Annotated in this window: 30 protein-coding genes; 11 read left to right on the forward strand and 19 right to left on the reverse strand. The window is 60.8% G+C overall.

What is annotated here, in order from left to right:
- Positions 1-33: 33 nt before the first annotated feature.
- Positions 34-888: an RNA polymerase sigma factor RpoH gene (gene rpoH, locus ACM6I5_RS01525; RefSeq protein ID WP_007897890.1), complete on the forward strand. Its 855-nt coding sequence runs from the start codon at positions 34-36 to the stop codon at positions 886-888.
- A gap of 186 nt (positions 889-1,074) precedes the next feature.
- Here rpoH and mtgA read toward each other — a convergent pair whose 3' ends face one another.
- Positions 1,075-1,797: a monofunctional biosynthetic peptidoglycan transglycosylase gene (gene mtgA / locus ACM6I5_RS01530; protein ID WP_017341288.1), complete on the reverse strand. Its 723-nt coding sequence runs from the start codon at positions 1,795-1,797 to the stop codon at positions 1,075-1,077.
- 74 nt (positions 1,798-1,871) lie between these two features.
- Here mtgA and ACM6I5_RS01535 point away from each other — a divergent pair, with 74 nt between their 5' ends.
- The 4 genes from ACM6I5_RS01535 to trmB all read left to right on the forward strand — a co-directional run bounded on the left by ACM6I5_RS01535 (position 1,872) and on the right by trmB (position 4,124).
- Entirely contained in the window at positions 1,872-2,243 is a 372-nt protein-coding gene (locus ACM6I5_RS01535) for a DUF423 domain-containing protein (protein ID WP_017341287.1), read from the forward strand.
- A gap of 90 nt (positions 2,244-2,333) precedes the next feature.
- The gene (gene thiS / locus ACM6I5_RS01540; RefSeq protein WP_162491065.1) at positions 2,334-2,534 is read left to right on the forward strand and encodes a sulfur carrier protein ThiS; all 201 of its coding nucleotides are present in this window, start codon (positions 2,334-2,336) and stop codon (positions 2,532-2,534) included.
- A 60-nt stretch (positions 2,535-2,594) separates the two neighbouring features.
- A complete protein-coding gene (locus ACM6I5_RS01545; RefSeq protein WP_017341285.1) occupies positions 2,595-3,389 on the forward strand; it encodes a thiazole synthase in 795 nt (264 codons plus the stop codon).
- Positions 3,390-3,398: 9 nt separating this feature from the next.
- Complete coding sequence (gene trmB / locus ACM6I5_RS01550) at positions 3,399-4,124, forward strand: tRNA (guanosine(46)-N7)-methyltransferase TrmB (protein ID WP_017341284.1); 726 nt, start codon at positions 3,399-3,401, stop codon at positions 4,122-4,124.
- Positions 4,125-4,203: 79 nt separating this feature from the next.
- Here the strand turns inward: trmB and ACM6I5_RS01555 are convergent, their stop codons facing one another.
- From ACM6I5_RS01555 to ACM6I5_RS01600, 10 genes are all read right to left on the reverse strand, one after another.
- Positions 4,204-4,527, reverse strand: a complete 324-nt coding sequence (locus ACM6I5_RS01555; protein WP_017341283.1) for a DUF3392 domain-containing protein — start codon at positions 4,525-4,527, stop codon at positions 4,204-4,206.
- A gap of 22 nt (positions 4,528-4,549) precedes the next feature.
- Positions 4,550-5,755: a radical SAM family heme chaperone HemW gene (gene hemW / locus ACM6I5_RS01560; protein WP_414883062.1), complete on the reverse strand. Its 1,206-nt coding sequence runs from the start codon at positions 5,753-5,755 to the stop codon at positions 4,550-4,552.
- Positions 5,752-6,348, reverse strand: coding sequence for an RdgB/HAM1 family non-canonical purine NTP pyrophosphatase (rdgB, locus tag ACM6I5_RS01565; protein ID WP_017341281.1), 597 nt, complete (start codon positions 6,346-6,348; stop codon positions 5,752-5,754). Before rdgB ends, hemW begins: the two co-directional genes overlap by 4 nt.
- Positions 6,345-6,779 carry a DUF4426 domain-containing protein gene (locus ACM6I5_RS01570; protein ID WP_017341280.1) on the reverse strand — a complete coding sequence of 145 codons (435 nt, stop codon included), beginning with the start codon at positions 6,777-6,779 and terminating at the stop codon, positions 6,345-6,347. Before ACM6I5_RS01570 ends, rdgB begins: the two co-directional genes overlap by 4 nt.
- Positions 6,780-6,805: 26 nt before the next feature.
- Positions 6,806-7,426: a methionine biosynthesis protein MetW gene (gene metW, locus ACM6I5_RS01575; RefSeq protein ID WP_017341279.1), complete on the reverse strand. Its 621-nt coding sequence runs from the start codon at positions 7,424-7,426 to the stop codon at positions 6,806-6,808.
- Between the two features lie 7 nt (positions 7,427-7,433).
- The gene (metX, locus tag ACM6I5_RS01580) at positions 7,434-8,573 is read right to left on the reverse strand and encodes a homoserine O-succinyltransferase MetX (RefSeq protein WP_017341278.1); all 1,140 of its coding nucleotides are present in this window, start codon (positions 8,571-8,573) and stop codon (positions 7,434-7,436) included.
- A gap of 127 nt (positions 8,574-8,700) precedes the next feature.
- Entirely contained in the window at positions 8,701-8,997 is a 297-nt protein-coding gene (locus ACM6I5_RS01585) for a DUF167 domain-containing protein (RefSeq protein ID WP_017341277.1), read from the reverse strand.
- 4 nt (positions 8,998-9,001) lie between these two features.
- Complete coding sequence (locus tag ACM6I5_RS01590) at positions 9,002-9,592, reverse strand: YggT family protein (protein WP_017341276.1); 591 nt, start codon at positions 9,590-9,592, stop codon at positions 9,002-9,004.
- A gap of 10 nt (positions 9,593-9,602) precedes the next feature.
- A complete protein-coding gene (gene proC, locus ACM6I5_RS01595) occupies positions 9,603-10,421 on the reverse strand; it encodes a pyrroline-5-carboxylate reductase (protein ID WP_414883063.1) in 819 nt (272 codons plus the stop codon).
- Between the two features lie 35 nt (positions 10,422-10,456).
- Positions 10,457-11,143, reverse strand: a complete 687-nt coding sequence (locus ACM6I5_RS01600) for a YggS family pyridoxal phosphate-dependent enzyme (protein WP_414883064.1) — start codon at positions 11,141-11,143, stop codon at positions 10,457-10,459.
- Between the two features lie 56 nt (positions 11,144-11,199).
- On the opposite strand from ACM6I5_RS01600, the gene ACM6I5_RS01605 reads away from it, so the two are divergent.
- Positions 11,200-12,234 carry a type IV pilus twitching motility protein PilT gene (locus ACM6I5_RS01605; RefSeq protein WP_017341273.1) on the forward strand — a complete coding sequence of 345 codons (1,035 nt, stop codon included), beginning with the start codon at positions 11,200-11,202 and terminating at the stop codon, positions 12,232-12,234.
- A gap of 50 nt (positions 12,235-12,284) precedes the next feature.
- On the opposite strand, the gene ACM6I5_RS01610 is transcribed toward ACM6I5_RS01605, so the two are convergent.
- Positions 12,285-12,902 carry a C40 family peptidase gene (locus tag ACM6I5_RS01610; RefSeq protein ID WP_017341272.1) on the reverse strand — a complete coding sequence of 206 codons (618 nt, stop codon included), beginning with the start codon at positions 12,900-12,902 and terminating at the stop codon, positions 12,285-12,287.
- Positions 12,903-13,151: 249 nt separating this feature from the next.
- Between ACM6I5_RS01610 and ACM6I5_RS01615 the strand changes: the two genes are divergently transcribed.
- Positions 13,152-13,583, forward strand: coding sequence for an NINE protein (locus ACM6I5_RS01615; RefSeq protein ID WP_017341271.1), 432 nt, complete (start codon positions 13,152-13,154; stop codon positions 13,581-13,583).
- Positions 13,584-13,677: 94 nt separating this feature from the next.
- Here ACM6I5_RS01615 and ACM6I5_RS01620 read toward each other — a convergent pair whose 3' ends face one another.
- The 7 genes from ACM6I5_RS01620 to gshB form a co-directional block, all read right to left on the reverse strand.
- Positions 13,678-14,949: a dihydroorotase gene (locus tag ACM6I5_RS01620; protein ID WP_017341270.1), complete on the reverse strand. Its 1,272-nt coding sequence runs from the start codon at positions 14,947-14,949 to the stop codon at positions 13,678-13,680.
- Positions 14,946-15,950, reverse strand: a complete 1,005-nt coding sequence (locus ACM6I5_RS01625; RefSeq protein WP_017341269.1) for an aspartate carbamoyltransferase catalytic subunit — start codon at positions 15,948-15,950, stop codon at positions 14,946-14,948. The genes ACM6I5_RS01620 and ACM6I5_RS01625 overlap by 4 nt, the downstream gene beginning before the upstream one ends.
- A gap of 27 nt (positions 15,951-15,977) precedes the next feature.
- The gene (gene pyrR, locus ACM6I5_RS01630; protein WP_008026190.1) at positions 15,978-16,481 is read right to left on the reverse strand and encodes a bifunctional pyr operon transcriptional regulator/uracil phosphoribosyltransferase PyrR; all 504 of its coding nucleotides are present in this window, start codon (positions 16,479-16,481) and stop codon (positions 15,978-15,980) included.
- An 83-nt stretch (positions 16,482-16,564) separates the two neighbouring features.
- Positions 16,565-17,002 carry a Holliday junction resolvase RuvX gene (gene ruvX, locus ACM6I5_RS01635; protein ID WP_003195067.1) on the reverse strand — a complete coding sequence of 146 codons (438 nt, stop codon included), beginning with the start codon at positions 17,000-17,002 and terminating at the stop codon, positions 16,565-16,567.
- Entirely contained in the window at positions 17,002-17,574 is a 573-nt protein-coding gene (locus tag ACM6I5_RS01640; protein WP_017341268.1) for a YqgE/AlgH family protein, read from the reverse strand. Before ACM6I5_RS01640 ends, ruvX begins: the two co-directional genes overlap by 1 nt.
- 242 nt (positions 17,575-17,816) lie before the next feature.
- Complete coding sequence (locus ACM6I5_RS01645) at positions 17,817-18,713, reverse strand: energy transducer TonB (RefSeq protein WP_017341267.1); 897 nt, start codon at positions 18,711-18,713, stop codon at positions 17,817-17,819.
- 77 nt (positions 18,714-18,790) lie between these two features.
- Positions 18,791-19,744: a glutathione synthase gene (gshB, locus tag ACM6I5_RS01650; RefSeq protein ID WP_017341266.1), complete on the reverse strand. Its 954-nt coding sequence runs from the start codon at positions 19,742-19,744 to the stop codon at positions 18,791-18,793.
- 235 nt (positions 19,745-19,979) lie between these two features.
- On the opposite strand from gshB, the gene pilG reads away from it, so the two are divergent.
- The 4 genes from pilG to ACM6I5_RS01670 all read left to right on the forward strand — a co-directional run bounded on the left by pilG (position 19,980) and on the right by ACM6I5_RS01670 (position 23,529).
- Positions 19,980-20,384, forward strand: a complete 405-nt coding sequence (gene pilG / locus ACM6I5_RS01655; RefSeq protein ID WP_414880162.1) for a twitching motility response regulator PilG — start codon at positions 19,980-19,982, stop codon at positions 20,382-20,384.
- A 60-nt stretch (positions 20,385-20,444) separates the two neighbouring features.
- On the forward strand, positions 20,445-20,810 hold the full coding sequence (pilH, locus tag ACM6I5_RS01660) for a twitching motility response regulator PilH (RefSeq protein ID WP_008068134.1): 366 nt from the start codon (positions 20,445-20,447) through the stop codon (positions 20,808-20,810).
- Positions 20,811-20,820: 10 nt separating this feature from the next.
- Complete coding sequence (locus tag ACM6I5_RS01665; RefSeq protein WP_017341264.1) at positions 20,821-21,369, forward strand: chemotaxis protein CheW; 549 nt, start codon at positions 20,821-20,823, stop codon at positions 21,367-21,369.
- A 102-nt stretch (positions 21,370-21,471) separates the two neighbouring features.
- A complete protein-coding gene (locus tag ACM6I5_RS01670; RefSeq protein WP_017341263.1) occupies positions 21,472-23,529 on the forward strand; it encodes a methyl-accepting chemotaxis protein in 2,058 nt (685 codons plus the stop codon).
- Positions 23,530-23,535: the final 6 nt, after the last annotated feature.

Consider the following 23,535-nt stretch of genomic DNA (forward strand, 5'->3'; position numbering starts at 1 on the left):
CTGCACGAGTTTGTAAGTCGGAGGTTTTTTCGTATGACCAATTCTTTGCAACCTGCATATGCTCTGGTCCCGGGTGCGAACCTGGAGGCCTACGTGCACACCGTCAACAGCATTCCATTGCTGACGCCGGAGCAGGAGCGTGAACTGGCCGAGAGTCTCTATTATGAGCAGGATTTGGGGGCGGCTCGGCAGATGGTGCTCGCCCACCTGCGTTTTGTCGTACATATCGCCCGTAGCTATTCCGGCTACGGCCTGGCTCAGGCTGACCTGATCCAGGAAGGCAACGTCGGCCTGATGAAGGCCGTGAAGCGCTTCAACCCGGAAATGGGTGTGCGTCTGGTTTCGTTCGCTGTGCACTGGATCAAGGCGGAAATCCACGAGTTCATCCTGCGCAACTGGCGCATCGTGAAAGTCGCGACCACCAAGGCCCAGCGCAAGCTCTTCTTCAACCTGCGCAGCCAGAAGAAACGTCTGGCGTGGCTGAACAACGAGGAAGTCCACCGTGTGGCGGAAAGCCTTGGTGTAGAGCCGCGGGAAGTGCGCGAGATGGAAAGTCGCCTGACCGGCCATGACATGGCTTTCGACCCGGCCGCAGAAGCGGACGACGACAGTGCTTTCCAGTCGCCGGCCAACTATCTGGAAGACCACCGGTACGACCCGGCCCGTCAACTGGAAGATGCCGACTGGAGCGACAACTCCAACCACAACCTGCACGAAGCGCTGGAAGTGCTGGACGACCGCAGCCGTGACATTCTTTATCAGCGCTGGTTGGCTGAAGAGAAAGCCACGCTGCACGACCTGGCGCAGAAGTACAACGTGTCGGCCGAGCGTATTCGTCAGCTTGAGAAGAGCGCGATGAACAAGCTCAAGTTGTCGATCGCTGCGTAACCTGCGAGAAGGCAATAAAAAACGCCTCGATCATTGATCGGGGCGTTTTTTTTTGCCCATTTATCCGGCTGGCGCCGGCCCCTGTGGGAGTGAGCCTGCTCGCGATGGCGTCAGGTCAGTCGGTACAGATGTTGAATAATCTACCGCTATCGCGAGCAGGCTCGCTCACACAGGGGATTTGCGGTGTTATTGGGACCAAGGCGCCCGGCGTGAATCGTTGAGCCCCAGCAGATAGCTATCACCACCTAGCTGACTCATCTGCTGCCGAATCCACCCAGCCCGCCGCGCAACATAATTGGTCGGATGACTCGCGCTCCACACCCTTGGATTGGGTAGAACGGCAGCCAGCAAACTCGCTTGCTGGCGCGACAAAGAACGAGCGCCAACACCAAAGTGATGCCTGGCCGCCGCTTCCGCGCCAAACACGCCGTCATCCCACTCGACGCTGTTCAAGTAAACCTCAAGAATCCGCTGCTTGGGCCAAAACACCTCGATCAACCCGGTAAACCAGGCTTCCAGCCCTTTGCGCAACCAACTGCGCCCGGACCACAAAAACAGGTTTTTCGAGACTTGCTGGCTCAATGTACTGGCGCCGCGCACCGAACCGCCCAGCTCGTTGTGGGCCAGTGCGGCCCGGATCGCACCCAGGTCAAAACCCCAATGCTCCGGGAATTTCTGATCTTCGCCGGCAATCACTGCGACTTTAAGGTCGTCAGATATTTCATCCCAGGGTTTCCAGGTGCGTTGCAGGTCAATCGGCTCCCCGTCGATCCAGGATTCGATCTTGCGCTCGACCATCAGCGCCGTACCCGGTGGCGGCACCACGCGAAAAATCAGAACCAGCAATACGCTGCCACCCGCGAACCAGAGCAGGGCCTTCGTGAATCGTCGTAAAAATAAACGCAGCATAGAGATGGCTTGGCCGAACCCGTTGAGCGGGCCATTATACAGACCCTGTTGATCGAGTCTGACTGGAGTTCTTCATGCTGCGTGGCTTTCTGATGCTGGCCGCTTTTTTCGGCTTCACTGGCGTTGCCCTTGGCGCGTTCGCCGCCCATGGCCTGAAAAACCGGCTGACGCCTGAATACCTGGCGATCTTCCACACTGGCGTCACCTACCAACTGGTGCACACCCTGGCTCTGTTGGGTATAGCGTTGCTGGCCACACAGGTTCAGGGGCGCTTGATCACATGGGCTGGCGCTTCGTTTGCCATCGGTATTCTGCTGTTTTCCGGCAGCCTGTACCTGTTGACCCTGACCGGCATCAGCAAGCTCGGGATCATCACACCCTTCGGCGGCCTGGCATTTCTGGTCGGCTGGCTCTGCCTGGGCCTTGCCGCCTGGCGGTTGAGCTGACCGGGCGGTCCATTTCATGACGAATGGCTTGGGTCGCCAAGACTGATCGGGCTAGAATGCCTGCCCCTAAAAATGATGGCGGCATTCGGCATGCGCATTCAGTTGAACGGCGAATCCCTTGAACTGCCCGACGGTGAAACCGTTGCGGCCCTGCTGACCCGTCTGGATCTGACCGGACGCCGGGTGGCGGTCGAACTCAATCTGGATATCGTCCCGCGCAGCCAGCACGCAGAAACCACGCTGAACGACGGCGATTCCGTCGAAGTGGTGCACGCCATCGGCGGCGGCTAGTCGCCCGGCCCCTAAGGGCACAGAATTCTGCAAGAACCTCACCCCTACAGAGGATTTCCCATGAGCATCGTTCGTAGCGACAAGCCCTTCGTCCTGGCCGGTCGTACTTACCAGTCGCGTTTGCTGGTAGGCACCGGCAAGTACCGCGACATGGAAGAAACCCGCCTGGCCATCGAGGCCTCGGGTGCCGAGATCGTCACCTTCGCCGTGCGCCGTACCAACCTCGGCCAGAATGCGGGCGAACCGAACCTGCTCGAAGTCCTGTCGCCGGATCGTTACACCTTCCTGCCGAACACCGCCGGTTGCTTCGACGCTACCGAGGCAGTGCGCACCTGCCGCCTGGCCCGTGAGCTGCTCGGCGGTCACAACCTGGTGAAGCTGGAAGTGCTGGCGGACCAGAAAACCCTGTTCCCCAACGTCATCGAAACCCTCAAGGCCGCCGAAGTGCTGGTCAAGGAAGGTTTCGACGTGATGGTGTACACCAGTGATGACCCGATCATTGCCCGTCAACTGGCGGAAATCGGCGTTATCGCGGTCATGCCGCTGGCCGGTCTGATCGGCACGGGCCTGGGGATCTGCAACCCGTACAACCTGCAGATCATCCTCGAAGAAGCCAAGATTCCGGTGTTGGTGGATGCCGGTGTCGGTACGGCTTCCGACGCCACCATCGCCATGGAACTGGGGTGTGAAGCGGTGCTGATGAACTCGGCCATCGCCCATGCCCAGCAGCCGATCATGATGGCTGAAGCCATGAAACACGCCATCGTCGCGGGCCGCCTGGCCTACCTCGCCGGCCGCATGCCGAAAAAACTCTATGCCAGCGCCTCCTCGCCGCTGGATGGTCTGATCAAGTAAGAGCCATTGATGACTGAATCAAACGACACGCCAATCCAGACGGAAGAAGGCGACGAGCGCCAACACCGCCGCATCAAGAGTTTCGTGATGCGCGCCGGGCGCATGACCGAAGGCCAGCAAAAAGGCCTGGATCAAGGCACGCCGCTGTTTGTGCTGCCATTGGCCGACGCGCCGGTGGATTACGACCAGGTGTTCGGCCGCTCGGCACCGCGCTCGCTGGAAATCGGTTTCGGCATGGGCCATTCGCTGCTGGAAATGGCCGCGGCCTCGCCGGAACAGGATTTCATTGGCGTGGAAGTGCACCGCCCGGGTGTCGGCGCGCTGCTCAATGGCGTGCTGACTCAGGGCCTGACCAACCTGCGGGTCTACGATTGCGACGCGATCGAAGTGCTCAACCGTTGCATCGCCGACAACAGCCTCGATCGCCTGATGCTGTTTTTCCCCGACCCGTGGCACAAGAGCCGGCACCACAAGCGCCGTATCGTTCAGGCGTCGTTCGCTGAACTGGTGCGCAGCAAGTTGAAGGTCGGCGGTATTCTGCACATGGCCACCGACTGGGAGCCGTACGCCGAATACATGCTGGAAGTGATGAGCGTTGCGCCGGGTTATCGCAACCTGGCGGAAGACGGCAAGTGCGTTCCGCGCCCGGCCGAGCGCCCGATCACCAAGTTCGAACGCCGCGGCGAACGTCTTGGGCATGGCGTGTGGGACCTGAAGTTCGAGAAGCAGTCCTAAGCCCTACGCAATACAAACTGTGGGAGCGAGACCGGCAAGCCGGTCTCGCTCCCACAGTTGTTTTCGGTTGTAGCTGAAGTCAGCGGCGGTCTGCGACGACGCCGATGAGCACCAATACCACCAACAACACCGGCGCCAGGCTGTAGTTGTTGAACTGGCTCAGGCCTTTGATGATCCACGGCGTGGCGTAGATCAGCGCGAGACCGCTGCCGACCATGCATACCAAGGCCATCAGCGGGACGCGCAAGGCGCCGGCGATGCTGCCCAGGCGTTGATCGACCCAGCCTTTGATGTCCGCGCCGAACAGCACCAGCAAACAGCCCACCAGCGCCAGCGAGATTTCCGACAGGTTGCTGCGGCTCCAGCGGGAGACGGTGGCGAGCAGGTCGAGTATCAAATCCATTCGTTTTCCCTTAAGGCTGAAATCAGCTCAGAAATTTCTGCAGCAAGTCATTGAGGAACAGTTGCCCGCGCTCGGTGGCCGCCAGACGTGACGGTTCGACCTGCAACAAGCCGCTTTGTTCGGCCTCGAGGCGGCCTTCGGCGAAGCTTTCCAGACTCAGCCCGGTACGCTCCGGGTACAGTCGCGATTCGACGCCCTCGGTCAGGCGCAAGGCGTTCATCAGGAACTCGAACGGCATTTCATCATTGGTCAGTGCCTTCTCGCCAGCCTTGAAGCTTTTCGCCGGGTTCAGGTAGTCCTTCGGCAGGCGCGTCTTCCAGGTGCGCACAATGCGCCCGTCCGGGTGACTGAGCTTGCCGTGAGCGCCGGCGCCGATGCCGATGAAGTCGCCAAAACTCCAGTAGTTGAGGTTGTGCCGCGCCGGACGACCGGGCTGGGCATAGGCGGAGACTTCGTATTGCACGTAACCGTGTTCGGCGAGCAGCGCCTGACCGGCTTCCTGAATATCCCACAGCATGTCGTCTTCCGGCAGCGTCGGCGGCTGGTTCCAGAACACCGTGTTCGGCTCCAGCGTCAGTTGATACCAGGACAAGTGGGTCGGTTTCAGGGCGATGGCCTGACGAAGGTCGCTCAGGGCGTCGTCCAGCGACTGATCCGGCAAACCGTGCATCAGGTCCAGGTTGAAGTTATCGAACCCGGCCTCGCGGGCCATGCCGGCGGCACGTACCGCTTCATCGCCATTGTGAATCCGCCCCAGTGCCTTGAGTTTCTCTTCCTGAAAGCTCTGGATGCCGATCGACAAGCGATTGATGCCCAATGCGCGGTAGGCGATGAACTTTTCTTGCTCGAACGTCCCCGGATTGGCCTCCAGGGTGATTTCGATGTCGCTGGCAAACGGGATGCGCTGCTCGACGCCCTTGAGCAATCGGCCCAAGGCTTCGGCGCTGAACAGGCTCGGCGTGCCGCCACCAAAGAAGATCGAGCTCAATTCACGGCCGTAAACGGCGTGCAGATCCTGATCGAGGTCAGCGAGTAGCGCGTCGACGTACTCATCCTCCGGCAGCACCGGGCTGGCGGTGTGGGAGTTGAAGTCGCAATAAGGGCATTTGCGCACACACCACGGGATGTGGATGTACAACGCCAGGGGAGGCAACACAGGCAAGGCCGCCCGAGGCGATTGTGCGGCGCCGCCGAAAATCAGCGGCGACGCGGATGATTCATGGGTCATATCAGGCCTAGACGCTGGCGCAGCAGATCCATTGCACGGGCGCGGTGGCTGATGAGGTTCTTTTCGTTCGGGCTTAGCTCGGCGCTGGAGCAATCGCGCGACGGCACCCAGAACAGCGGGTCGTAGCCAAATCCGTGATCACCGCTGGCTTGGGTCAGGATGCGGCCATGCCACAGACCTTCACAAAGGATCGGCAATGGATCGTCGGCGTGACGCACCAGCGCCAGGACGCAGACGAACTGCGCGCCGCGCTCGGCTTCCGGCACGTCTTTCAGGGCATCGAGCAGTTTGGCGTTGTTCGCCGCATCGCCCTGGCCGTCGGCATAACGGGCCGAGTAGATCCCCGGCGCACCGCCGAGGAAATCCACCGCCAGCCCCGAGTCGTCGGCCAGTGCCGGCAGGCCGGAAATGCGCGCGGCATTACGGGCCTTGAGGATGGCGTTCTCGACGAACGACAGGCCGGTTTCTTCAGGCTCGACGCTGCTGAACTCGCCGATCGAGCGCAGTTGCACCGAGCCGCCAAGCATGGCCTGGAGTTCCTTGAGTTTGCCGGCGTTGTGGCTGGCCAGTACGAGTTGCGTGAAGTTGATCATTCGCCGGGGAAAAGCTCTTGGTTGAAATTGATGGTGTTGATTTTGTCACCGTTCTGCACCTTGATCTCGAAGGTGCGGACTTCCTGCTGATCGACCGGGAACTGGGCGATGTAGTAGATCGCGCCTTGTTCGGTGATCTGTTTGAATTTCAGTGGCACGGACTGGCTGGTCAGGTCTTTGACCGTGCCGCTCACTTGAGCCATCTGCGGCTTGCCATCCTTGAGCACCGAAACGTTGATCACGCCTTGATTCTTGCTGCGGGTGAGCTCCGCGGCCTTGGCGATGTCCGGTGTCAGGAAGGTGGAGTTGAAGGTGTTGTAATGCACCGTCAAATCACCGAACTTTTCCTGACGGTCACCTTTGATGGCATCGGCAGCCATGGCGGTGACGCTCAGGCAGGCAGTGAGTACAAACAGCGCTAGACGACCCATTATCGTTCTCCTTGGAATGTCGTGGTTCAGACCGCGACCTTGTGGTCTTGCAGCCCGGGGCTGCTGACGCGGTAGATACCGATCTCACCTAACAGATTAGGCCATAGCTTACTGGCCCACCCGTGCCGATGCTGTTGATCCACGGCAAGCCGATCAATGACCTTCGCGTCACGTTCGCGACACAATGCTTCAAAGTCTTCGAAGGTGCAGAAGTGGATGTTCGGCGTGTTGTACCAGGTGTACGGCAGAAACTCGGACACCGGCATCCGGCCCTTGCTCGCCAGGTACCAGCGGCAGCGCCAGTGACCGAAGTTGGGGAAGGTGATGATGCACTGGCGACCGACGCGCAGCATTTCGTCGAGGATCTTGTCCGGGTAGTGCACGGCTTGCAGCGCCTGGGTCATGACCACGATGTCGAAACTGTTGCTGGCAAAGTTGCCCAGGCCCTTGTCCAGGTCCTGCTCGATCACGTTGATGCCCTTGGCCACGCACTCGGCGATGTTGTCCGGGTCATTTTCCAGGCCGTAGCCGGTGACTTGCTTGTTGTCCCGCAGCCACGTCAGCAGCTCGCCGTCACCGCAACCGAGGTCGAGCACGCGGCTGCCGGCGGGGATCCATTCCTGGATGATTTCCAGATCAGCTCTCATGGCTTTCTCACAACGTAATGCGGTTCATGTAATTGCTGAACGCCTGCAAGTAGCGCGGGATCGGAATCAGGAAGGCGTCGTGGCCTTGCGGAGCGTCGATCTCGAGGTAGCAAACGTCTTTCTTGGCCGCCATCAATGCGTCCACCAGTTCCCGCGAGCGGGCAGGGGAGAAGCGCCAGTCGGTGGTGAAGGACATCACGCAGAACTTGGCCGAGGCGCCGGCGAAGGTTTTCGCCAGGTCATCGTCGAAGTTCGCCGCCGGGTCGAAGTAATCCAGCGCCTTGGTCATCAGCAGGTAAGTGTTGGCATCGAAACGCCCGGAGAACTCCTCGCCCTGATAACGCAGGTAGCTTTCAACCTGGAACTCGACGCTGTGGAAGTCGTAGTTGAGCTTTTCGCTCTTGAGGCCACGGCCGAATTTCTCGCCCATTGAATCGTCGGACAGGTAGGTGATGTGCCCGACCATCCGCGCCAGCATCAAGCCGCGCTTGGGGATCACGCCCGCTTCCTGGAACGAGCCGCCGTGGAAGTCAGGGTCGGTGAGGATCGCCTGGCGTGCGACTTCGTTGAAAGCGATGTTCTGCGCCGACAGCTTCGGTGCCGAGGCGATGGCCAGGCAGTGACGAATGCGATCGGGGTACGTGATGCTCCACTGCATGGCCTGCATGCCGCCGAGGCTGCCGCCAATCACGGCGGCCCATTGGCTGATGCCGAGTCGGTCTGCCAGGCGCGCCTGGCTGTGCACCCAGTCTTCCACGGTCAGCACCGGGAAATCGGCGCCGAACGGCTTGCCGGTTTCCGGGTTGACGCTGCTCGGGCCGGTGGAGCCGTTGCAGCCGCCGAGATTGTTCAGGCTGACCACGAAGAACTTGTTGGTGTCGATCGGCTTGCCGGGACCGATGCAGCTGTCCCACCAACCGGGCTTGCGGTCGTCGGCGCTGTGGAAACCCGCCGCGTGATGGTGGCCCGACAATGCGTGGCAGATCAGCACGGCGTTGCTCGCCGTGGCGTTCAGCGTGCCGTAGGTTTCGTAGATCAGGTCATACGCCGGAAGCGAACGGCCGCAGGCCAGGGCCAGGGGTTCGCTGAAGTGCGCCACTTGCGGCGTCACCAGACCAACAGAATCGGGGGGAAAGGCAGTTGGCATCGACCCTGCTCTCGTTGAAATGAGGCGTAAGTCTAAAGACCGGTGGGGTTAGCGGCAAGCAAAGGCCGGGCCTGATTTTTCCCCCGTAAGACCGAGGCGCGGCCATCGCGGGCAAGCCGCGCCTCGGTCAACCTGTCGGGCGCGCCAGATCCGGCAACTCCGGCAGCTTCTTCGGCGAACAGATCCGCACCCGTTTTTGCCGGTTCAACTCGCCGCTGATCAAGCTCACCTGGCTCTTGGACACTCCGAACGCCTTGGCCAGAAACGCTATCAGGTACGCGTTGGCCTTGCCTTCAACCGGCGGCGCCGTCAGGCGAATCTTCAATCGATCCCCGTGCAACCCGCAGAAATCATCGCTGCGGGCTGCCGGTTGCAGATGACACTCCAGAATCAGGTCGTCACCGTCCCAGCGAAAGTAGCTCACCGGGTCAGATCAGCAGACGCAGGATTTCCGGCATCATCGTCATCGCGGCGAGGTTGTTGATCACCAGCATGTCGATCAGCTTCAGCACCATGAACGCCAGGATCGGCGAGATATCCAGGCCGCCAAGGTTGGGCAGGATCTTGCGGAACGGCGCCAGGGCCGGTTCGCAGATCTGGTTCACCAGCTCGGCACCAGGGTTGTGGCTGCCCGGTGCGACCCACGACAGGATCACGCTGATGATCAGCGCGAAGAAGAAAATTTTCAGGAACAGCGCGGTCACGCCAATCAGCGACCAGATCAGTAGCTGCAGCGGGTTGCCGGTGGTGCCGTAGGTCAGCAGCAGGGTGAGGGCCATCAGCGCCAGTTGCACGAGGATCGCCAGCACCAGCGAGGACATGTCCAGGCCGAACATGCTCGGGATAATCCGGCGCAGCGGCTTGAGCAATGGCTGAGTGGCCTTGACGGCGAACTGGCACAGCGGGTTGTAGAAGTTCGCCCGCACCAGTTGCAGCACAAAGCGCAGCAGCACGATCAGCAGGTACAGGCTGCCGAGGGTTTGCAGCACGTAGACCGCTGCAGTGTTCAATCCAATCATGTAAGGCTCCTTATTGACCCAATTGTTCGGCCATCTCGGCCGAGCGGTGCGCAGCGGCGCCGAGTGCTTTTTCTACCAGGGCTTCGAAGCCACCAGCCTGGAACGATTTGATTGCAGCTTCTGTGGTGCCGGCAGGCGAAGTCACGCGACGGCGCAGTTCTGCAGCGTCGACATCGCTGGCAACTGCCATGTGCGCGGCGCCCAGCGCGGTTTGCAGGGTCAGTTGCGCGGCGATGTCCGCCGGCAGGCCCAGCTTCACGCCGGCAGCGGTCATGGCTTCGATCAGCAGGAAGAAGTACGCGGGGCCCGAGCCGGACACGGCAGTGACGGCGTCCAGTTGCTGTTCTTCGTTCAACCACAAGGCGATACCGACGGCCGACAGCAGCTCTTGCGCCTGCTGACGTTGCTCTGAGGTCACTTCGGCAGTGGCGAACAAACCGCTCACGCCCTGGCGCAGCAGCGCCGGAGTGTTGGGCATGCAGCGCACGATCGGTTGGGCGCCGAGCCAGTTGTTCATGCTGGCGCAGGTGATGCCGGCGGCGATGGACACCACCAGTTGATTCGGTTTCAAGCTTGGGCGAATCGCTTCGCACACGGCTTTCATCGCCTGGGGTTTGACCGCCAGCACGACCACGTCCGCGCCTTGAATGGCCTCGGCGTTGTCAGCGAATACTTCAATGCCTTGTTCGGCGTTCACTTTGGCGCGGGTTTCAGCACCCGGATCGCTGGCGCGGATCTGCGCGGCGTCCAGACCTTTGGCGCGCAGGCCGCCAATCAGGCTGGCGGCCATGTTGCCGGCACCGATAAAGGCAATACGAGTCTTGCTCATGTCAGGTCCTTATAAAGAGTGGTGTCAGCCATTGTTCAAGGCTGGCTGTAGTCGCGGGCACCAAACAGGGCCGTTCCGATGCGGACCCAGGTGGCGCCTTGGGCGATGGCCGACTCGAGGTCGTGGCTCATGCCCATGGAAAGTGTGTCGAGCGGCAGGTTCAGGCTGGCTTGCAGGCTTTGCACGGCAGAAAAAGCAGCGTCCTGGGCGGCGCGATCTTCAGTCGGCTCGGGAATCGCCATCAACCCGCGAAGCTTCAGGCGCGGCAGTTCGCTGATGGCGTGGGCCAGGGCGGGCAGGTCGGTCGGGGTGCAGCCGGATTTGCTGGCTTCACCGCTGACGTTGACCTGGATGCAGATGTTCAATGGTGGCAGATCGGCAGGACGTTGTTCGGACAGGCGTTGTGCAATTTTCAAACGATCCACGGAATGCACCCAGTCGAAATGCTCGGCGATAGCGCGAGTCTTGTTCGATTGAATGGGGCCGATGAAGTGCCAGATCAAGGGCAGGTCGGTCAATTCGAGCTGTTTGCCCAAGGCTTCCTGCAAGTAGTTCTCGCCAAAGTCGCGCAGGCCGGCGGCGTGGGCTTCACGCACGGCGTCAGCGGGCTTGGTCTTGCTCACGGCCAATAGCTGGACGCTGTGCTCGTCACGGTGGGCGGCAAGGGCGGCAGCCCGGATGCGTGAACTAACCAGTGCAATGTTGTCTGCTATCGTGGACATTCAAGAGGCGCCAGCGGTCTGAGGTTGGCGGCATTCTACTGGAATTGAGGAGTGCTATGGATATCACTGAACTGCTGGCGTTCAGCGCCAAACAAGGCGCGTCCGACTTGCACCTGTCGGCAGGCTTGCCCCCGATGATTCGCGTCGACGGCGATGTGCGGCGCATCAACCTGCCGGCTCTGGACCACAAGGAGGTGCACGAGCTGATCTACGACATCATGAACGACCTGCAGCGGGTGGACTTCGAGAAGCATCTGGAAACCGACTTCTCATTCGAAGTCCCCGGCGTGGCGCGTTTTCGGGTCAATGCCTTCAACCAGAATCGTGGTGCAGGCGCCGTATTCCGGACCATTCCGTCCAAGGTCCTGAGCATGGAGGACCTGGGCATGGGGGAAGTGTTTCGCAAGATTACCGAAGCGCCCCGAGGCCTGGTGCTGGTGACCGGACCGACCGGTTCCGGCAAGTCCACCACTTTGGCGGCGATGATCGATCACCTGAACAACCATCGCCATCACCACATTCTGACCATCGAAGACCCGATCGAATTTGTCCACGAATCGCGCAAATGCCTGATCAATCAGCGTGAAGTCCATCGCGATACCCGCAGTTTCGCCACGGCGTTGCGTTCGGCGCTGCGGGAAGACCCGGATGTGATCCTGGTGGGGGAGATGCGGGATCTGGAGACCATTCGTCTGGCGCTGACCGCTGCCGAGACCGGTCACCTGGTGTTCGGCACGCTGCACACCACGTCGGCGGCGAAAACCATCGACCGGGTGGTGGATGTGTTTCCGGGGGACGAGAAGTCGATGGTGCGTTCGATGCTGTCCGAATCATTGCTGGCGGTGGTGTCGCAAACGCTGGTGAAGAAGATCGGCGGGGGCCGCATCGCGGCGCACGAGATCATGCTGGGGACATCGGCGATCCGTAACCTGATCCGCGAGGACAAAGTGGCGCAGATGTACTCGTCGATTCAGACCGGCGGGAATCTGGGGATGCAGACGCTGGATATGTGCTTGAAGGATCTGGTGACCAAAGGCTTTATCAGTCGCGAGCACGCGCGGGAGAAGGCGCGGTCGCCGGATAATTTCTGAGGCTCAAAAGCAAAAGATCGCAGGCTGCGATCTTTTGATCTTGTTTCAAATCAGCGCTGAACAACCTGCAGAGTGTTCTTCTCTTTCGGCAGAACCCGCTTGGCAACCACGTAGTGGCTTTCCCAGTACGGTTTCTTCAAGGTGTCGATGGTCACCGACTTGCCGCGGCGTGGCGCATGGATGAAGCGGTCGTTGCCCAAGTAGATGGCAACATGGTTGACCCGACGGCTCTTGATGTTGAAGAAAATCAGGTCGCCCGGCTTCAGATCCTTGCGATCGACTTTCTCGCCATGACCGCTGGCCATGGCGTTCGAGGTGCGCGGCAGGTCGAACGTGGCGTCGTTGAACGCATATTTCACCAGGCCGCTGCAATCGAACCCTTTGCTTGGGCTGCTGCCGCCCCAACGGTAAGGTGTACCGAGGACGTTCACGGCGCGGCTCAGCACATTGCTGCTTTCCTTGGTCGCCATTGGCGGGACAAGGCTGCTTTTGCTGGCCAGCTGCGGGGCGCGTTTTACGGCTTGTTTGTTTTTGCTCGAAGGAGCAGAAGCATGGGATTTGGGGGTGTAACCATTAACGTTAGGAAGACGTTGCTCACGATTGGTGGCGTGGGCGGCCAGTGGCATCAAAAGGCAAATGGTTAGCCATGTCTTGAAAAATGGACGCATTAGGCAAGGCTCATATTGGTTAGCGCGCAACTTTATAACAGCTTTTTTGGGCCTTCCGAGGCCGTTGGTCGATTCAAACGGCGTGCAACGGAACCAAATAAGCGTTAAATGGACGCAATTGTCGGACAGAACTCAGTTGCTACAGGGGTTTGACGGCAGACAAGGTAGCACCTGCCATACGTCGGCTACTCGTAAAAAAGTCACAAAGATTTAAAGAATATTTATCTATCGTGTGAATTGAGGTCATCCATGAACACCTATCAACACCCCGTTCCGCATCAGGACACCCACAGCAAAGTGATCGGATACCTGCTGTGGATTTTCGGTTTTACCGGGGCGCACCGCTTCTATTACGGCAAGCCGGTGACCGGGACGATCTGGTTTTTCACCTTCGGTTTGCTGGGCATTGGCTGGCTGATCGACATCTTCCTGATCCCGGCGATGGACCGTGAAGCAGACCTGCGTTTCACCGCGGGGCCGATCGAGTACAACGTTGCGTGGATACTGCTGACGTTTCTCGGTGTGTTCGGCGTACACCGCATGTATCAAGGGAAGTGGATCAGCGGGTTGCTGTACCTGGTGACGGGCGGGTTGTTCTTTCTGGGGGTCTTGTATGACTTCTGGACGCTGAATGATCAGGTGTCGGTTCGCAACGCTCAGAATCGCGGCACTTTCCAGTAAGTCATCGCCAGCAGGCTGGCTCCCACGGCGGATTTGTGTTGTTCACAGATCCTGTGTGGGAGCGAGTCCTGCTAGCGATTGGGACAACCGGGTATCAAGCCTGGTGGCTGATCCGTCCGTCCACCAGGGTGTAACGCACCACGCCAGGCAGGCTATGCCCAATGAACGGGCAATTCTCACCCTTGGACAACCAGGTTTCACCGGCCACGGTCGAAGCCGTCGGGTCAAACAGCACGATATCCGCCGCGCCACCCACTGCCAGCTTGCCTGCCGGCAGGCGCAAGGCTTCTGCAGGACCGGCGCTCAAACGTGCCAGTAATGTCGGCAGATCCAGCAAACCATCCTCCACCAGCGTCATCGCCAGCGGCAGCAACAGTTCAACACTGCTGATCCCCGGTTCGGTCGCACCGAACGGCGCCAGTTTGGCGTCCCGCTCATGTGGCTGGTGATGGCTGGAAATGGCCGAGACCACCCCTGACTTCACCGCTTCACGCAGGCCGTCGCGGTCGGCGCGGGTGCGCAGCGGCGGCTGGACGTGATAGAGACTGCTGAAATCGATCAGCGCTTCATCGGTCAGTATCAGCTGATACAGCGCGACATCGGCCGTCACCGGCAACCCTCGGGCCTGAGCCTGAGCGATCAGGGCCACGCCGCGAGCACTGGTCAGCTGGCTGAAGTGCGCACGCACGCCGCTTTGCTCGACCAGCAGCAGATCTCGGGCCAATGCCACGGTTTCGGCGGTTTCCGGAATGCCCGGCAAACCGAGGAAACTGGCGGTCGGGCCTTCATGCGCCAAGCCGCCTTCGGCCAGATCATGGTCCTGGGAGTTGAATATCACCGTCAGGTCGAAGGTCGCCGCGTACTCCAGCGCACGGCACAGCGTGCGGGTGTTGCGGAAGCTTTCCAGGCCGTTGCCGAACGCCACGCATCCTGCATCGCGCAACGCAACCAGCTCTGCCAGTTGCTCACCGTCCAGACCCTTGCTCAGCGCGCCGATCGGGAAGACTTTGGTGTTGCCGGCTTCGCGGGCGCGGTCGAGGATCAGTTCGGCCACGGCCGAGGTGTCCAGTACCGGTTTGGTTTTCGGCGGGCAGCACAGGCTGGTCACACCACCGGCCGCGGCCGCGCGGGTTTCACTGACGATCGAACCTTTGCGGCTGTAACCCGGCTCGCGCAGGGCGACGTTGAGGTCAACCAGGCCAGGAGCGGCCACCAGGCCTTGGGCATCAAGGGTGTCGACGGCGACGAAACCGGCCGGTGCGGCGCCAATGGCGACGATCTTGCAGGCTTCGATGTGGATATCAGTCACTTGATCCAGCCCGCTGACTGGATCGATCACGCGGGCGCCGAGAATGCTGAGCTTCACTGGGCGTTCTCCTGCTCGAATTGGCGCTGGGCAGTCTGCCCGCTCATGGCCATGGACAACACAGCCATACGAATGGCGATACCGTAGGTCACCTGGTTGAGAATCACCGAATGCGGGCCGTCGGCCACCGCCGATTCGATTTCAACGCCGCGGTTGATCGGCCCCGGGTGCATGACGATGCAGTCCGGCTTGGCGCCGGCCAGGCGCGCGGTGGTCAGGCCGAACAGGCGGTAGAACTCGCCTTCGCTCGGCAGCAGGCCGCCGGCCATGCGCTCGCGTTGCAGGCGCAACATGATCACCACATCGACGTCTTTCAGGCCTTCGGCCATGTCGGTGTAGACCTTCACGCCGTACTGCTCGATGCCGATCGGCAGCAGGGTTTTCGGCGCGATCACGCGAATGTCCGGGCAACCGAGGGTTTTCAGCGCCAGCATGTTCGAGCGCGCGACCCGGGAGTGCAGGATGTCGCCGACGATGGCCACCGAAAGGTTTTCGAAACCGCCCTTGTGGCGACGGATCGTCAGCATGTCGAGCATGCCCTGGGTCGGGTGGGCGTGACGGCCGTCGCCGCCGTTGATGATCGCCACTTGCGGGCACACGTGTTCGGCGATGAAGTGCGCGGCACCGGAATCACCGTGACGCACGACGAACATGTCGGCGGCCATGGCTTCCAGGTTGCGCAGGGTGTCGAGCAGGGTTTCGCCCTTGCTCGCCGACGATGTCGACACGTTCAACGTGATCACGTCTGCCGACAACCGTTGGGCCGCCAGTTCGAAGGTCGTGCGGGTGCGTGTGGAGTTCTCGAAGAACACGTTGCACACGGTCTTGCCGCGCAGCAGCGGGACCTTCTTCACGGCCCGGGCGCCGACTTCGAGGAACGAGTCCGCGGTGTCGAGGATCTCCGTCAGCAGTTCGCGGCGCAAACCGTCGAGCGAGAGGAAGTGGCGCAGCTGGCCCTGATCATTGAGCTGCAGCGGGCGCTTGGTTTCTAGAGGCGTCATCGCGAGGGGGACTCTCAATAGGGCGAATTAAAGGGCGAGGTCTTGCAGTTCAAGCTTGAGTTCCGGGCCGGACAGCTTCACGCGCTCGTGGGCCGCCAGCGACAGGGTCGCGCCCACGACGTTCGGGCGGATCGGCAGCTCGCCGGCGTCCAGGTCCAGCAGACACACCAGCGTCACGCTGGCCGGGCGGCCATAGTCGAAGAGTTCGTTCATTGCGGCGCGGATGGTGCGGCCGCTCATCAGCACGTCGTCGATCAGCACCAGGTCCTGGCCTTCGATCTCGAACGGCAGGGCCGAGGGGCGCACTTGCGGGTGCAGGCCGTTCTGGCTGAAATCGTCGCGGTAGAAGGACACGTCCAGCGTACCGAGCGGCGCATCGCTGCCCAGTTCCTCGAGCAACGCCTGGGCGACCCAGACGCCACCGGTACGAATACCGATGTAGCGCGGTTCGCTGATGCCACGGTGTTCCAGATGGGCCTTGAGACGGATCGCCATCTGGCTGATCAGTTCGGCGGGATTGGGCAGGCTCATGGTTGCTCCTTCTTGGGCCCGGGCCGGGCGGTGCTGGAGGTGGCTCCGGGTTGTCGCTATAGAGAGTCGCTTGTTACGGCTCTTCAGGATTCGAACAGTGCAGTGTTTTCGTCGAGCCAGCCTTGCAGCAGCAGGGCGGCGGCGATGGCGTCGACCGGGTTGTCGCGGTAACTGCCTTTTTGCCCGCCACGATCACGTCGTTCGCCCTTGGCTTCAAACGTGGTCAGGCGTTCATCGTGGGTATAGAAGGGCAGGTTGTAGCGGCCGTTGAGGCGGCGGGCGAACTTCTCGGCGCGCAGGCACATGTCGCTCGGCGTGCCGTCCATGTTCAGTGGCAGGCCGACGACGACTGCATCGGGCTTCCACTCTTTAATGAGGGCTTCGACCTGGTTCCAGTCGGGAACACCGTTTTGCGCCTTCAAGGTGCACAGTTCGCGGGCCTGGCCGGTAATCACCTGGCCGACCGCCACGCCGATCTGTTTGGTGCCGTAGTCGAACCCCAGGATCAGGCGCAGGGCCATCAGGCGTGCCCCGCCTGGCTGGTGAGCAGGCTAAGGTTGACGCCGAGGTGTTTGGCCGCCGCTTCGAGGCGCAGTTCGCTGCTGGTGTTGAACAGGATGTCGGCGTCGAACGGGCAGGTGAGCCAGGCGTTCTGCGCCAGTTCGGCTTCAAGCTGCCCGGCTTCCCAGCCGGCATAACCCAGGGTGATCACACTCTTGGCCGGGCCGACACCATCGGCGATGGCGAACAGCACATCCTGGGACGTGGAGAGGGACAGGTCGCCTTCCAGATCAACGGTCGCCTGAAACTTCTTGCCCGACGGGTGCAGGACAAAACCGCGATCGGTCTGCACCGGGCCGCCGATGAAAATCGGCACATGCTGGCAGAGCATCGGCGGTTCGACATCGGGGCGCAATTGCTCGAGGATATCGGCCAGGTTCAGGTCTTGCGGACGGTTGACCACCAACCCCATGGCACCATTGGCCGTGTGCTCGACGATGTAGGTCAAGGTGTGCGCAAAGTTCGGGTCGGCCATGTGAGGCATGGCGATCAGGAAGTGATGCTTGAGGTAGCTGGGGCTGACGTTCTTCATGAGCGCTAGTGTGGCGTTGGAGGGACGAACTGACAAGCTGGGGATGCGTAGGAAATGGTGATTGAAGCCGCCGCAGAACCCTGTGGCGAGGGAGCTTGCTCCCGTTCGGCTGCGCAGCAGTCGTGATCTGATTGTTGCGGTGTGTCAGGAAATACAAGGCCTGCAGGTTTTGGGGCTGCTTCGCTGCCCAGCGGGAGCAAGCTCCCTCGCCACAGGGTCAACACTGGGCAGAAAATCCCCAATCAGTTACTGGACAACCGGTCCCCGCGGGCAAACTTCCACGTCCTGATGATTTCCAGCCGATCGATGTCCGACAAATCCCCGGTAAACGGCGAAAACGGCGCCGCCAGCCTAACGATCCGTTGCGCCGCCTGATCCAGCAGCGGTTGCCCGGACGATTCCAGCACCAGCACTTCGTACAGCGAACCGTCGCGGTTGATCGAAACCATCAACCGCAAATTGCCGTAGATCTGCTTGCGCCGCGCTTCGTCGGGGTAATTGAGGTTGCCGATGCGTTCGACCTTCTTGCGCCATTCGTCCTTGTACCAGGCGCCCTTGTCTTTCATGGTCGAAGCGGCGCTCAGGCGGTGGATGCGCGGGCGCTTGGCGTACAGCTGTTGTTCATTGGCCAGTTCCGCTTCCAGGCTGGCGATGTCGCTGGACAGCTGTTCACTGTCGAACGTCGGCGCTGCGACAGCGGGCTTGGTCACGGGCTTGGGTTCTTCGGTCTTGGCCGCGGCTTTTTTCGGTTTCGGTGCGACGGTGGTCACGGCAGCCTTGGGCGGCGCTTGCACTTCAGGCTTGGCGGCCGGCGGTGGCGTGACTTTCTGCACCTTGTTGTCCTGGAATGGCGCGACCTCGGTGGTCTTGGGGATCGCCTTTTTATCCAGGGTGCCGCTGCCTTCCTGATTTTCCTGGGCGAGGAAATCAGCCTTCGTCGGCTTCTTTTCGCTCTTGAAGGTGGCGAGGGTGATTTCCAGGGTTTTGCTGATTTGCTTGGGTTCGACCATCGTGAAGCCGACGCCCAACAGCAAGGCCAGGTGAATCAGCGCCGCGAGAAACAGGGTAAATCCGAGGCGATCGGCCGGGCGCACACCACGGTGGGCGAGTTCTGCAGGCAGATCGGACGGAAGTGTCATGACAAGAAAACCAACATCGCGTTTTTCACAGGCCGCGCATGATAACGCAATGTTGGTTCGATCTTGGCTGTTCTATATCAACGGGCCTTGAGCTTCTGATCGATGGCATCCATCAGCATCCCGCCGATGTCGGTGCCGAACGCATTATCAATCTCGCGAATGCAGGTCGGGCTGGTGACGTTGATCTCCGTCAGGTGCTCGCCAATCACATCCAGGCCCACGAACAGCAGGCCTTTCTCGCGCAGGGTCGGACCGACTTGCGCGGCGATCCAGCGGTCTTTCTCGGTCAGCGGACGGGCTTCGCCACGACCACCGGCCGCGAGGTTGCCACGGGTTTCGCCGGCCGCCGGAATCCGTGCCAGGCAATAATCCACCGGCTCGCCGTCGATCATCAGGATTCGCTTGTCGCCGTCGACGATCGCCGGCAGGTAACCCTGGATCATGATCTGCTGCTTGCCGTGCAAGGTCAGGGTTTCGAGAATCACCGACAGGTTCGGGTGGCCGGCGGTGTGACGGAAGATCGAAGAACCGCCCATGCCGTCCAACGGCTTGAGGATGACGTCGCCGTGATGATCGGCGAATTCGCGCAGCACGTCCGGGCGACGGCTGACGATGGTCGGCGGCGTGCACTGCGGGAACAGCGTGGCGAACAGTTTTTCATTGCAGTCACGCAGGCTCTGCGGCTTGTTGACCACCAGCACGCCGGCGCGCTCGGCCTGCTCCAGCAGGTAAGTGGAGTAGACGAACTCCATGTCGAACGGCGGATCCTTGCGCATCAGGATCACGTCCAGATCGCTCAGCAACGCGTCGGTCTCGGCTTCCAGTTCGAACCATTTTTCCGGGTTGGCGAAGACTTTCAGCGGCCGCATCCGCGCCCGCGCTTCACCTTCGGCCTGATACAAATCGCCCTGTTCCATATAGAACAGTTCCCAGCCGCGCTTCTGTGCGGCCAGCAGCATGGCCAGCGAGCTATCCTTTTTATAGGAGATGCTGGCGATAGGGTCCATGACAATCCCGACGCGAACGCTCATGGGTTTTTCCTCGAAATGGGGTGGTCCGAAAGGACACGAAAAAGTGGCGTCAGAGTGGCGCCGAGTGTGTTCCCGGTCAAGGAAAAACCACCGCGCCAGTCCCCCGATAGATTGCATTTGGAGACTGTGCTAAAAAGGCTGCCATATCGTTCTGGCCCTTAAACATCAAGGGTTTCGAGCCTCCGGTTATCGGAAACGGACAAATTGATTCGCAAAGGCGACGGTAGAGCATTTTATGGACCAGCATTCCAGCGCCTTGAAGGTCATGGTGATCGACGATTCGAAGACGATTCGCCGCACCGCCGAAACGCTGCTGAAGAACGTGGGGTGTGAGGTCATCACGGCCGTCGACGGTTTCGATGCCCTGGCCAAGATTGCCGACAATCATCCCGGCATCATTTTCGTCGACATCATGATGCCGCGCCTGGATGGCTATCAGACCTGCGCTTTAATCAAGAACAACAGTGCGTTCAAGTCCACGCCAGTGATCATGCTGTCGTCCAAGGACGGGTTGTTCGACAAGGCCAAGGGACGCATCGTCGGTTCCGACCAGTTTTTGACCAAGCCTTTCAGCAAGGAAGAACTGCTGAACGCGATCCAGGCCCATGTACCGGGCTTCGCCGCCGTTTTGCCGCAGTAGGACACGCACAGTGACGCTCGGCCAGCGGGCCCGGCGTCGACAAGAAGAATGGGGACAACCATGGCACGAATTCTGATCGTCGATGATTCGCCGACTGAAATGTACAAACTGACCGGCATGCTGGAAAAGCACGGTCATGAAGTATTGAAAGCCGAAAACGGCGCCGACGGCGTAGCACTTGCCCGTCAGGAAAAACCCGACGCGGTGCTGATGGACATCGTCATGCCCGGCCTCAACGGTTTCCAGGCGACCCGCCAACTGACCAAAGACCCGGAAACCGGGCACATCCCGGTGATCATCATCACCACCAAGGACCAGGAAACCGACAAGGTCTGGGGCACGCGCCAGGGCGCCAAGGACTACCTGACCAAGCCGGTCGACGAAGAAACCCTGATCAAGACCCTGAACAACGTACTGGCCGGTTGATCGTCCGGCCATGACCGAGTCGCTGACGGCTTTCGAATTGCTGCTGCAGATCGACCAGCGCTGTCGTCTGCTGGCGGCGGATCTGCCCTCCCAGCCGACCCGGCAGGACAACTGGAGCGGCATCGGTTTTCGCCTGGGCGAGCACTGGTACGTCGCCCCCATGGGCGAGGTCAGCGAAGTCCTGCACGAACCACGGTTCACGCAACTGCCGGGGGTCAAGCCCTGGGTCAAGGGCGTGGCCAACCTGCGCGGGCGCTTGCTGCCGATGATGGATTTGTGCGCCTTCTTTTCGGATAAAGAGCTCGGCCACGAGTTGTCGGCGGCGCGCAAACAGCGGCGGGTACTGGTGGTGGAGCATCACGACGTGTTTGCCGGGTTGATGGTCGATGAGGTTTTCGGCCTTCAGCACTTTGCCCAGGACAGCCTGGAGCCGGTAGAGGCGTTGAATGGCCCGATTGCACCGTTCATCAAGGGTCGGTTTCGGCGTGAGCAGAATTGGCAGGTGTTCAGCCCGTTTGCGCTGGCGCGATCGCAAAGCTTCATGCATGTAGCGCTGTAAACCCGGACCCTGTGGGCGCCGGGCTATGTGGTGAGCCACAAAAGCTCGCTCCCACAGGGGATTTATGGTGGGTTCTAACGGTGCGATAACAGGCGAGGACCGATGATAAAAGCAAAAACAGGCAAGCCAGAAGGGTCGCGCAGCCGATCGCAGATCATCGCGCTGTTCATCGCGTTGATTGTTTTCATCATGCTGCTGTTCGCCAACTTCGCTTACCTCAACACTCAAGCCACGTACGATAAACAGTACATCGGCCACGCCGGCGAGCTGCGCGTGCTGTCCCAGCGTATTGCCAAGAACGCCACGGAAGCCGCAGCCGGCAAGGCTGCCGCGTTCAAGTTGCTCAGCGATGCGCGCAACGATTTCGCCCAGCGCTGGGGTTATCTGAAGAAAGGCGACCCGTCTACCGGCCTGCCGCCAGCGCCGTCCACCGTGCGCCCGGAAATGCGCGCCGTGCAACTGGACTGGGAGCGTCTGCTGAAAAACACCGACGCCATCCTGTCCAGCGAACAGACGGTGCTGTCGCTGCATCAAGTCGCCGCCACCCTCGCTGAAACCGTGCCGCAATTGCAGGTCGAGTACGAAAAAGTCGTCGAAATCCTTCTGCAACGGGGTGCGCCGGCCGCTCAGGTCGCGATGGCCCAGCGTCAGTCACTGTTGGCCGAGCGGATTCTCGGCGCAGTCAACACCGTGCTGTCTGGCGATGAAAGTTCGCAACAGGCCGCCGACGCTTTCGGTCGCGACGCCGCGCGTTTCGGCCAGGTGCTCACGGGCATGCTTCAGGGCAATCCGGCATTGAAGGTCAGCCAGGTCGAAGACCGAGATGCCCGTGCCCGACTGGTCGAGATTTCCGAGTTGTTCGAATTCGTCTCCGGTTCGGTGGATGAAATCCTCGAAACATCGCCAGAACTGTTCAAGGTTCGCGAATCGGCCACCAACATTTTTTCCTTGTCACAAACCCTGCTAGACGAAGCTTCACACCTGGCCAGCGGTTTCGAAAACCTCGCCGGCGGGCGTAACACCGACGAAATCGGTGGCTACGTGCTGGGCCTGCTGGCGCTGATGTCGATCATCCTCATCGGTCTGGTAATGGTTCGCGAAACCAACCGTCAGCTACGGGAAACCGCCGAGAAGAACGAACGCAACCAGAACGCAATCATGCGGCTGCTGGACGAGATCGAAGACCTGGCCGACGGTGACCTGACCGTGACGGCATCGGTGACCGAGGACTTCACCGGGACCATCGCCGATTCGATCAACTATTCCGTGGATCAGCTACGGGATCTGGTGGCAACCATCAACCTCACCGCCGGCCAGGTCGCCGCCGCCGTGCAGGAAACCCAAGCCACCGCCATGCACCTGGCACAGGCCTCGGAACATCAGGCGCAACAGATCAGCGAAGCCTCCACCGCGATCAACGACATGGCGCAGTCCATCGACCAGGTCTCGGCCAACGCCGCCGAATCTTCGGCAGTTGCCGAGCGCTCCGTGGAAATTGCCAACAAGGGCAATGAAGTGGTGCACAACACCATCCACGGCATGGACAACATCCGCGAGCAGATTCAGGACACCGCCAAACGCATCAAACGCCTGGGCGAGTCTTCGCAGGAAATCGGCGACATTGTCAGCCTGATTGATGACATTGCCGACCAGACCAACATCCTCGCGCTCAACGCGGCCATCCAGGCCTCCATGGCCGGTGACGCCGGGCGCGGTTTTGCGGTGGTTGCCGACGAAGTGCAACGGCTGGCCGAACGCTCGTCCGCCGCGACCCGGCAGATCGAAACCCTGGTGCGGGCGATCCAGGCCGACACCAACGAAGCGGTCATTTCCATGGAGCAGACCACCACCGAGGTCGTGCGTGGCGCGCGTCTGGCGCAGGATGCCGGTGTGGCCCTGGAAGAAATCGAAGGCGTATCGAAAACCCTCGCGGCGCTGATCCAGAGCATCTCCAACGCCGCCCAGCAACAGACGTCTTCGGCCGGACAGATTTCCCTGACGATGAACGTGATCCAGCAGATCACCACGCAAACGTCGTCCGGCTCCACGGCCACGGCCGAAAGCATCGGCAACCTGGCGAAAATGGCCAGCCAGCTGCGGCGCTCGGTGTCGGGTTTCACCTTGCCGGCCGCCAAGGCGCAAACTGTGGATAAAGTGTGAAGTGCC

Origin of the sequence: Pseudomonas sp. IT-P171 (assembly GCF_949767765.1) — a bacterium.
Classification (GTDB): Bacteria; Pseudomonadota; Gammaproteobacteria; order Pseudomonadales; family Pseudomonadaceae; genus Aquipseudomonas; species Aquipseudomonas fluorescens_B.

Bases quoted from the DNA above. Each gene is read 5' to 3' on its own strand.
- rpoH (WP_007897890.1), top strand. From the start codon at position 34: ATGACCAATTCTTTGCAACCTGCATATGCTCTGGTCCCGGGTGCGAAC.
- mtgA (WP_017341288.1), bottom strand. From the start codon at position 1,797: ATGCTGCGTTTATTTTTACGACGATTCACGAAGGCCCTGCTCTGGTTC.
- ACM6I5_RS01535 (WP_017341287.1), top strand. From the start codon at position 1,872: ATGCTGCGTGGCTTTCTGATGCTGGCCGCTTTTTTCGGCTTCACTGGC.
- thiS (WP_162491065.1), top strand. From the start codon at position 2,334: ATGCGCATTCAGTTGAACGGCGAATCCCTTGAACTGCCCGACGGTGAA.
- ACM6I5_RS01545 (WP_017341285.1), top strand. From the start codon at position 2,595: ATGAGCATCGTTCGTAGCGACAAGCCCTTCGTCCTGGCCGGTCGTACT.
- trmB (WP_017341284.1), top strand. From the start codon at position 3,399: ATGACTGAATCAAACGACACGCCAATCCAGACGGAAGAAGGCGACGAG.
- ACM6I5_RS01555 (WP_017341283.1), bottom strand. From the start codon at position 4,527: ATGGATTTGATACTCGACCTGCTCGCCACCGTCTCCCGCTGGAGCCGC.
- hemW (WP_414883062.1), bottom strand. From the start codon at position 5,755: ATGACCCATGAATCATCCGCGTCGCCGCTGATTTTCGGCGGCGCCGCA.
- rdgB (WP_017341281.1), bottom strand. From the start codon at position 6,348: ATGATCAACTTCACGCAACTCGTACTGGCCAGCCACAACGCCGGCAAA.
- ACM6I5_RS01570 (WP_017341280.1), bottom strand. From the start codon at position 6,779: ATGGGTCGTCTAGCGCTGTTTGTACTCACTGCCTGCCTGAGCGTCACC.
- metW (WP_017341279.1), bottom strand. From the start codon at position 7,426: ATGAGAGCTGATCTGGAAATCATCCAGGAATGGATCCCCGCCGGCAGC.
- metX (WP_017341278.1), bottom strand. From the start codon at position 8,573: ATGCCAACTGCCTTTCCCCCCGATTCTGTTGGTCTGGTGACGCCGCAA.
- ACM6I5_RS01590 (WP_017341276.1), bottom strand. From the start codon at position 9,592: ATGATTGGATTGAACACTGCAGCGGTCTACGTGCTGCAAACCCTCGGC.
- proC (WP_414883063.1), bottom strand. From the start codon at position 10,421: ATGAGCAAGACTCGTATTGCCTTTATCGGTGCCGGCAACATGGCCGCC.
- ACM6I5_RS01600 (WP_414883064.1), bottom strand. From the start codon at position 11,143: ATGTCCACGATAGCAGACAACATTGCACTGGTTAGTTCACGCATCCGG.
- ACM6I5_RS01605 (WP_017341273.1), top strand. From the start codon at position 11,200: ATGGATATCACTGAACTGCTGGCGTTCAGCGCCAAACAAGGCGCGTCC.
- ACM6I5_RS01610 (WP_017341272.1), bottom strand. From the start codon at position 12,902: ATGCGTCCATTTTTCAAGACATGGCTAACCATTTGCCTTTTGATGCCA.
- ACM6I5_RS01615 (WP_017341271.1), top strand. From the start codon at position 13,152: ATGAACACCTATCAACACCCCGTTCCGCATCAGGACACCCACAGCAAA.
- ACM6I5_RS01625 (WP_017341269.1), bottom strand. From the start codon at position 15,950: ATGACGCCTCTAGAAACCAAGCGCCCGCTGCAGCTCAATGATCAGGGC.
- pyrR (WP_008026190.1), bottom strand. From the start codon at position 16,481: ATGAGCCTGCCCAATCCCGCCGAACTGATCAGCCAGATGGCGATCCGT.
- ruvX (WP_003195067.1), bottom strand. From the start codon at position 17,002: ATGGCCCTGCGCCTGATCCTGGGGTTCGACTACGGCACCAAACAGATC.
- ACM6I5_RS01640 (WP_017341268.1), bottom strand. From the start codon at position 17,574: ATGAAGAACGTCAGCCCCAGCTACCTCAAGCATCACTTCCTGATCGCC.
- ACM6I5_RS01645 (WP_017341267.1), bottom strand. From the start codon at position 18,713: ATGACACTTCCGTCCGATCTGCCTGCAGAACTCGCCCACCGTGGTGTG.
- gshB (WP_017341266.1), bottom strand. From the start codon at position 19,744: ATGAGCGTTCGCGTCGGGATTGTCATGGACCCTATCGCCAGCATCTCC.
- pilG (WP_414880162.1), top strand. From the start codon at position 19,980: ATGGACCAGCATTCCAGCGCCTTGAAGGTCATGGTGATCGACGATTCG.
- pilH (WP_008068134.1), top strand. From the start codon at position 20,445: ATGGCACGAATTCTGATCGTCGATGATTCGCCGACTGAAATGTACAAA.
- ACM6I5_RS01665 (WP_017341264.1), top strand. From the start codon at position 20,821: ATGACCGAGTCGCTGACGGCTTTCGAATTGCTGCTGCAGATCGACCAG.
- ACM6I5_RS01670 (WP_017341263.1), top strand. From the start codon at position 21,472: ATGATAAAAGCAAAAACAGGCAAGCCAGAAGGGTCGCGCAGCCGATCG.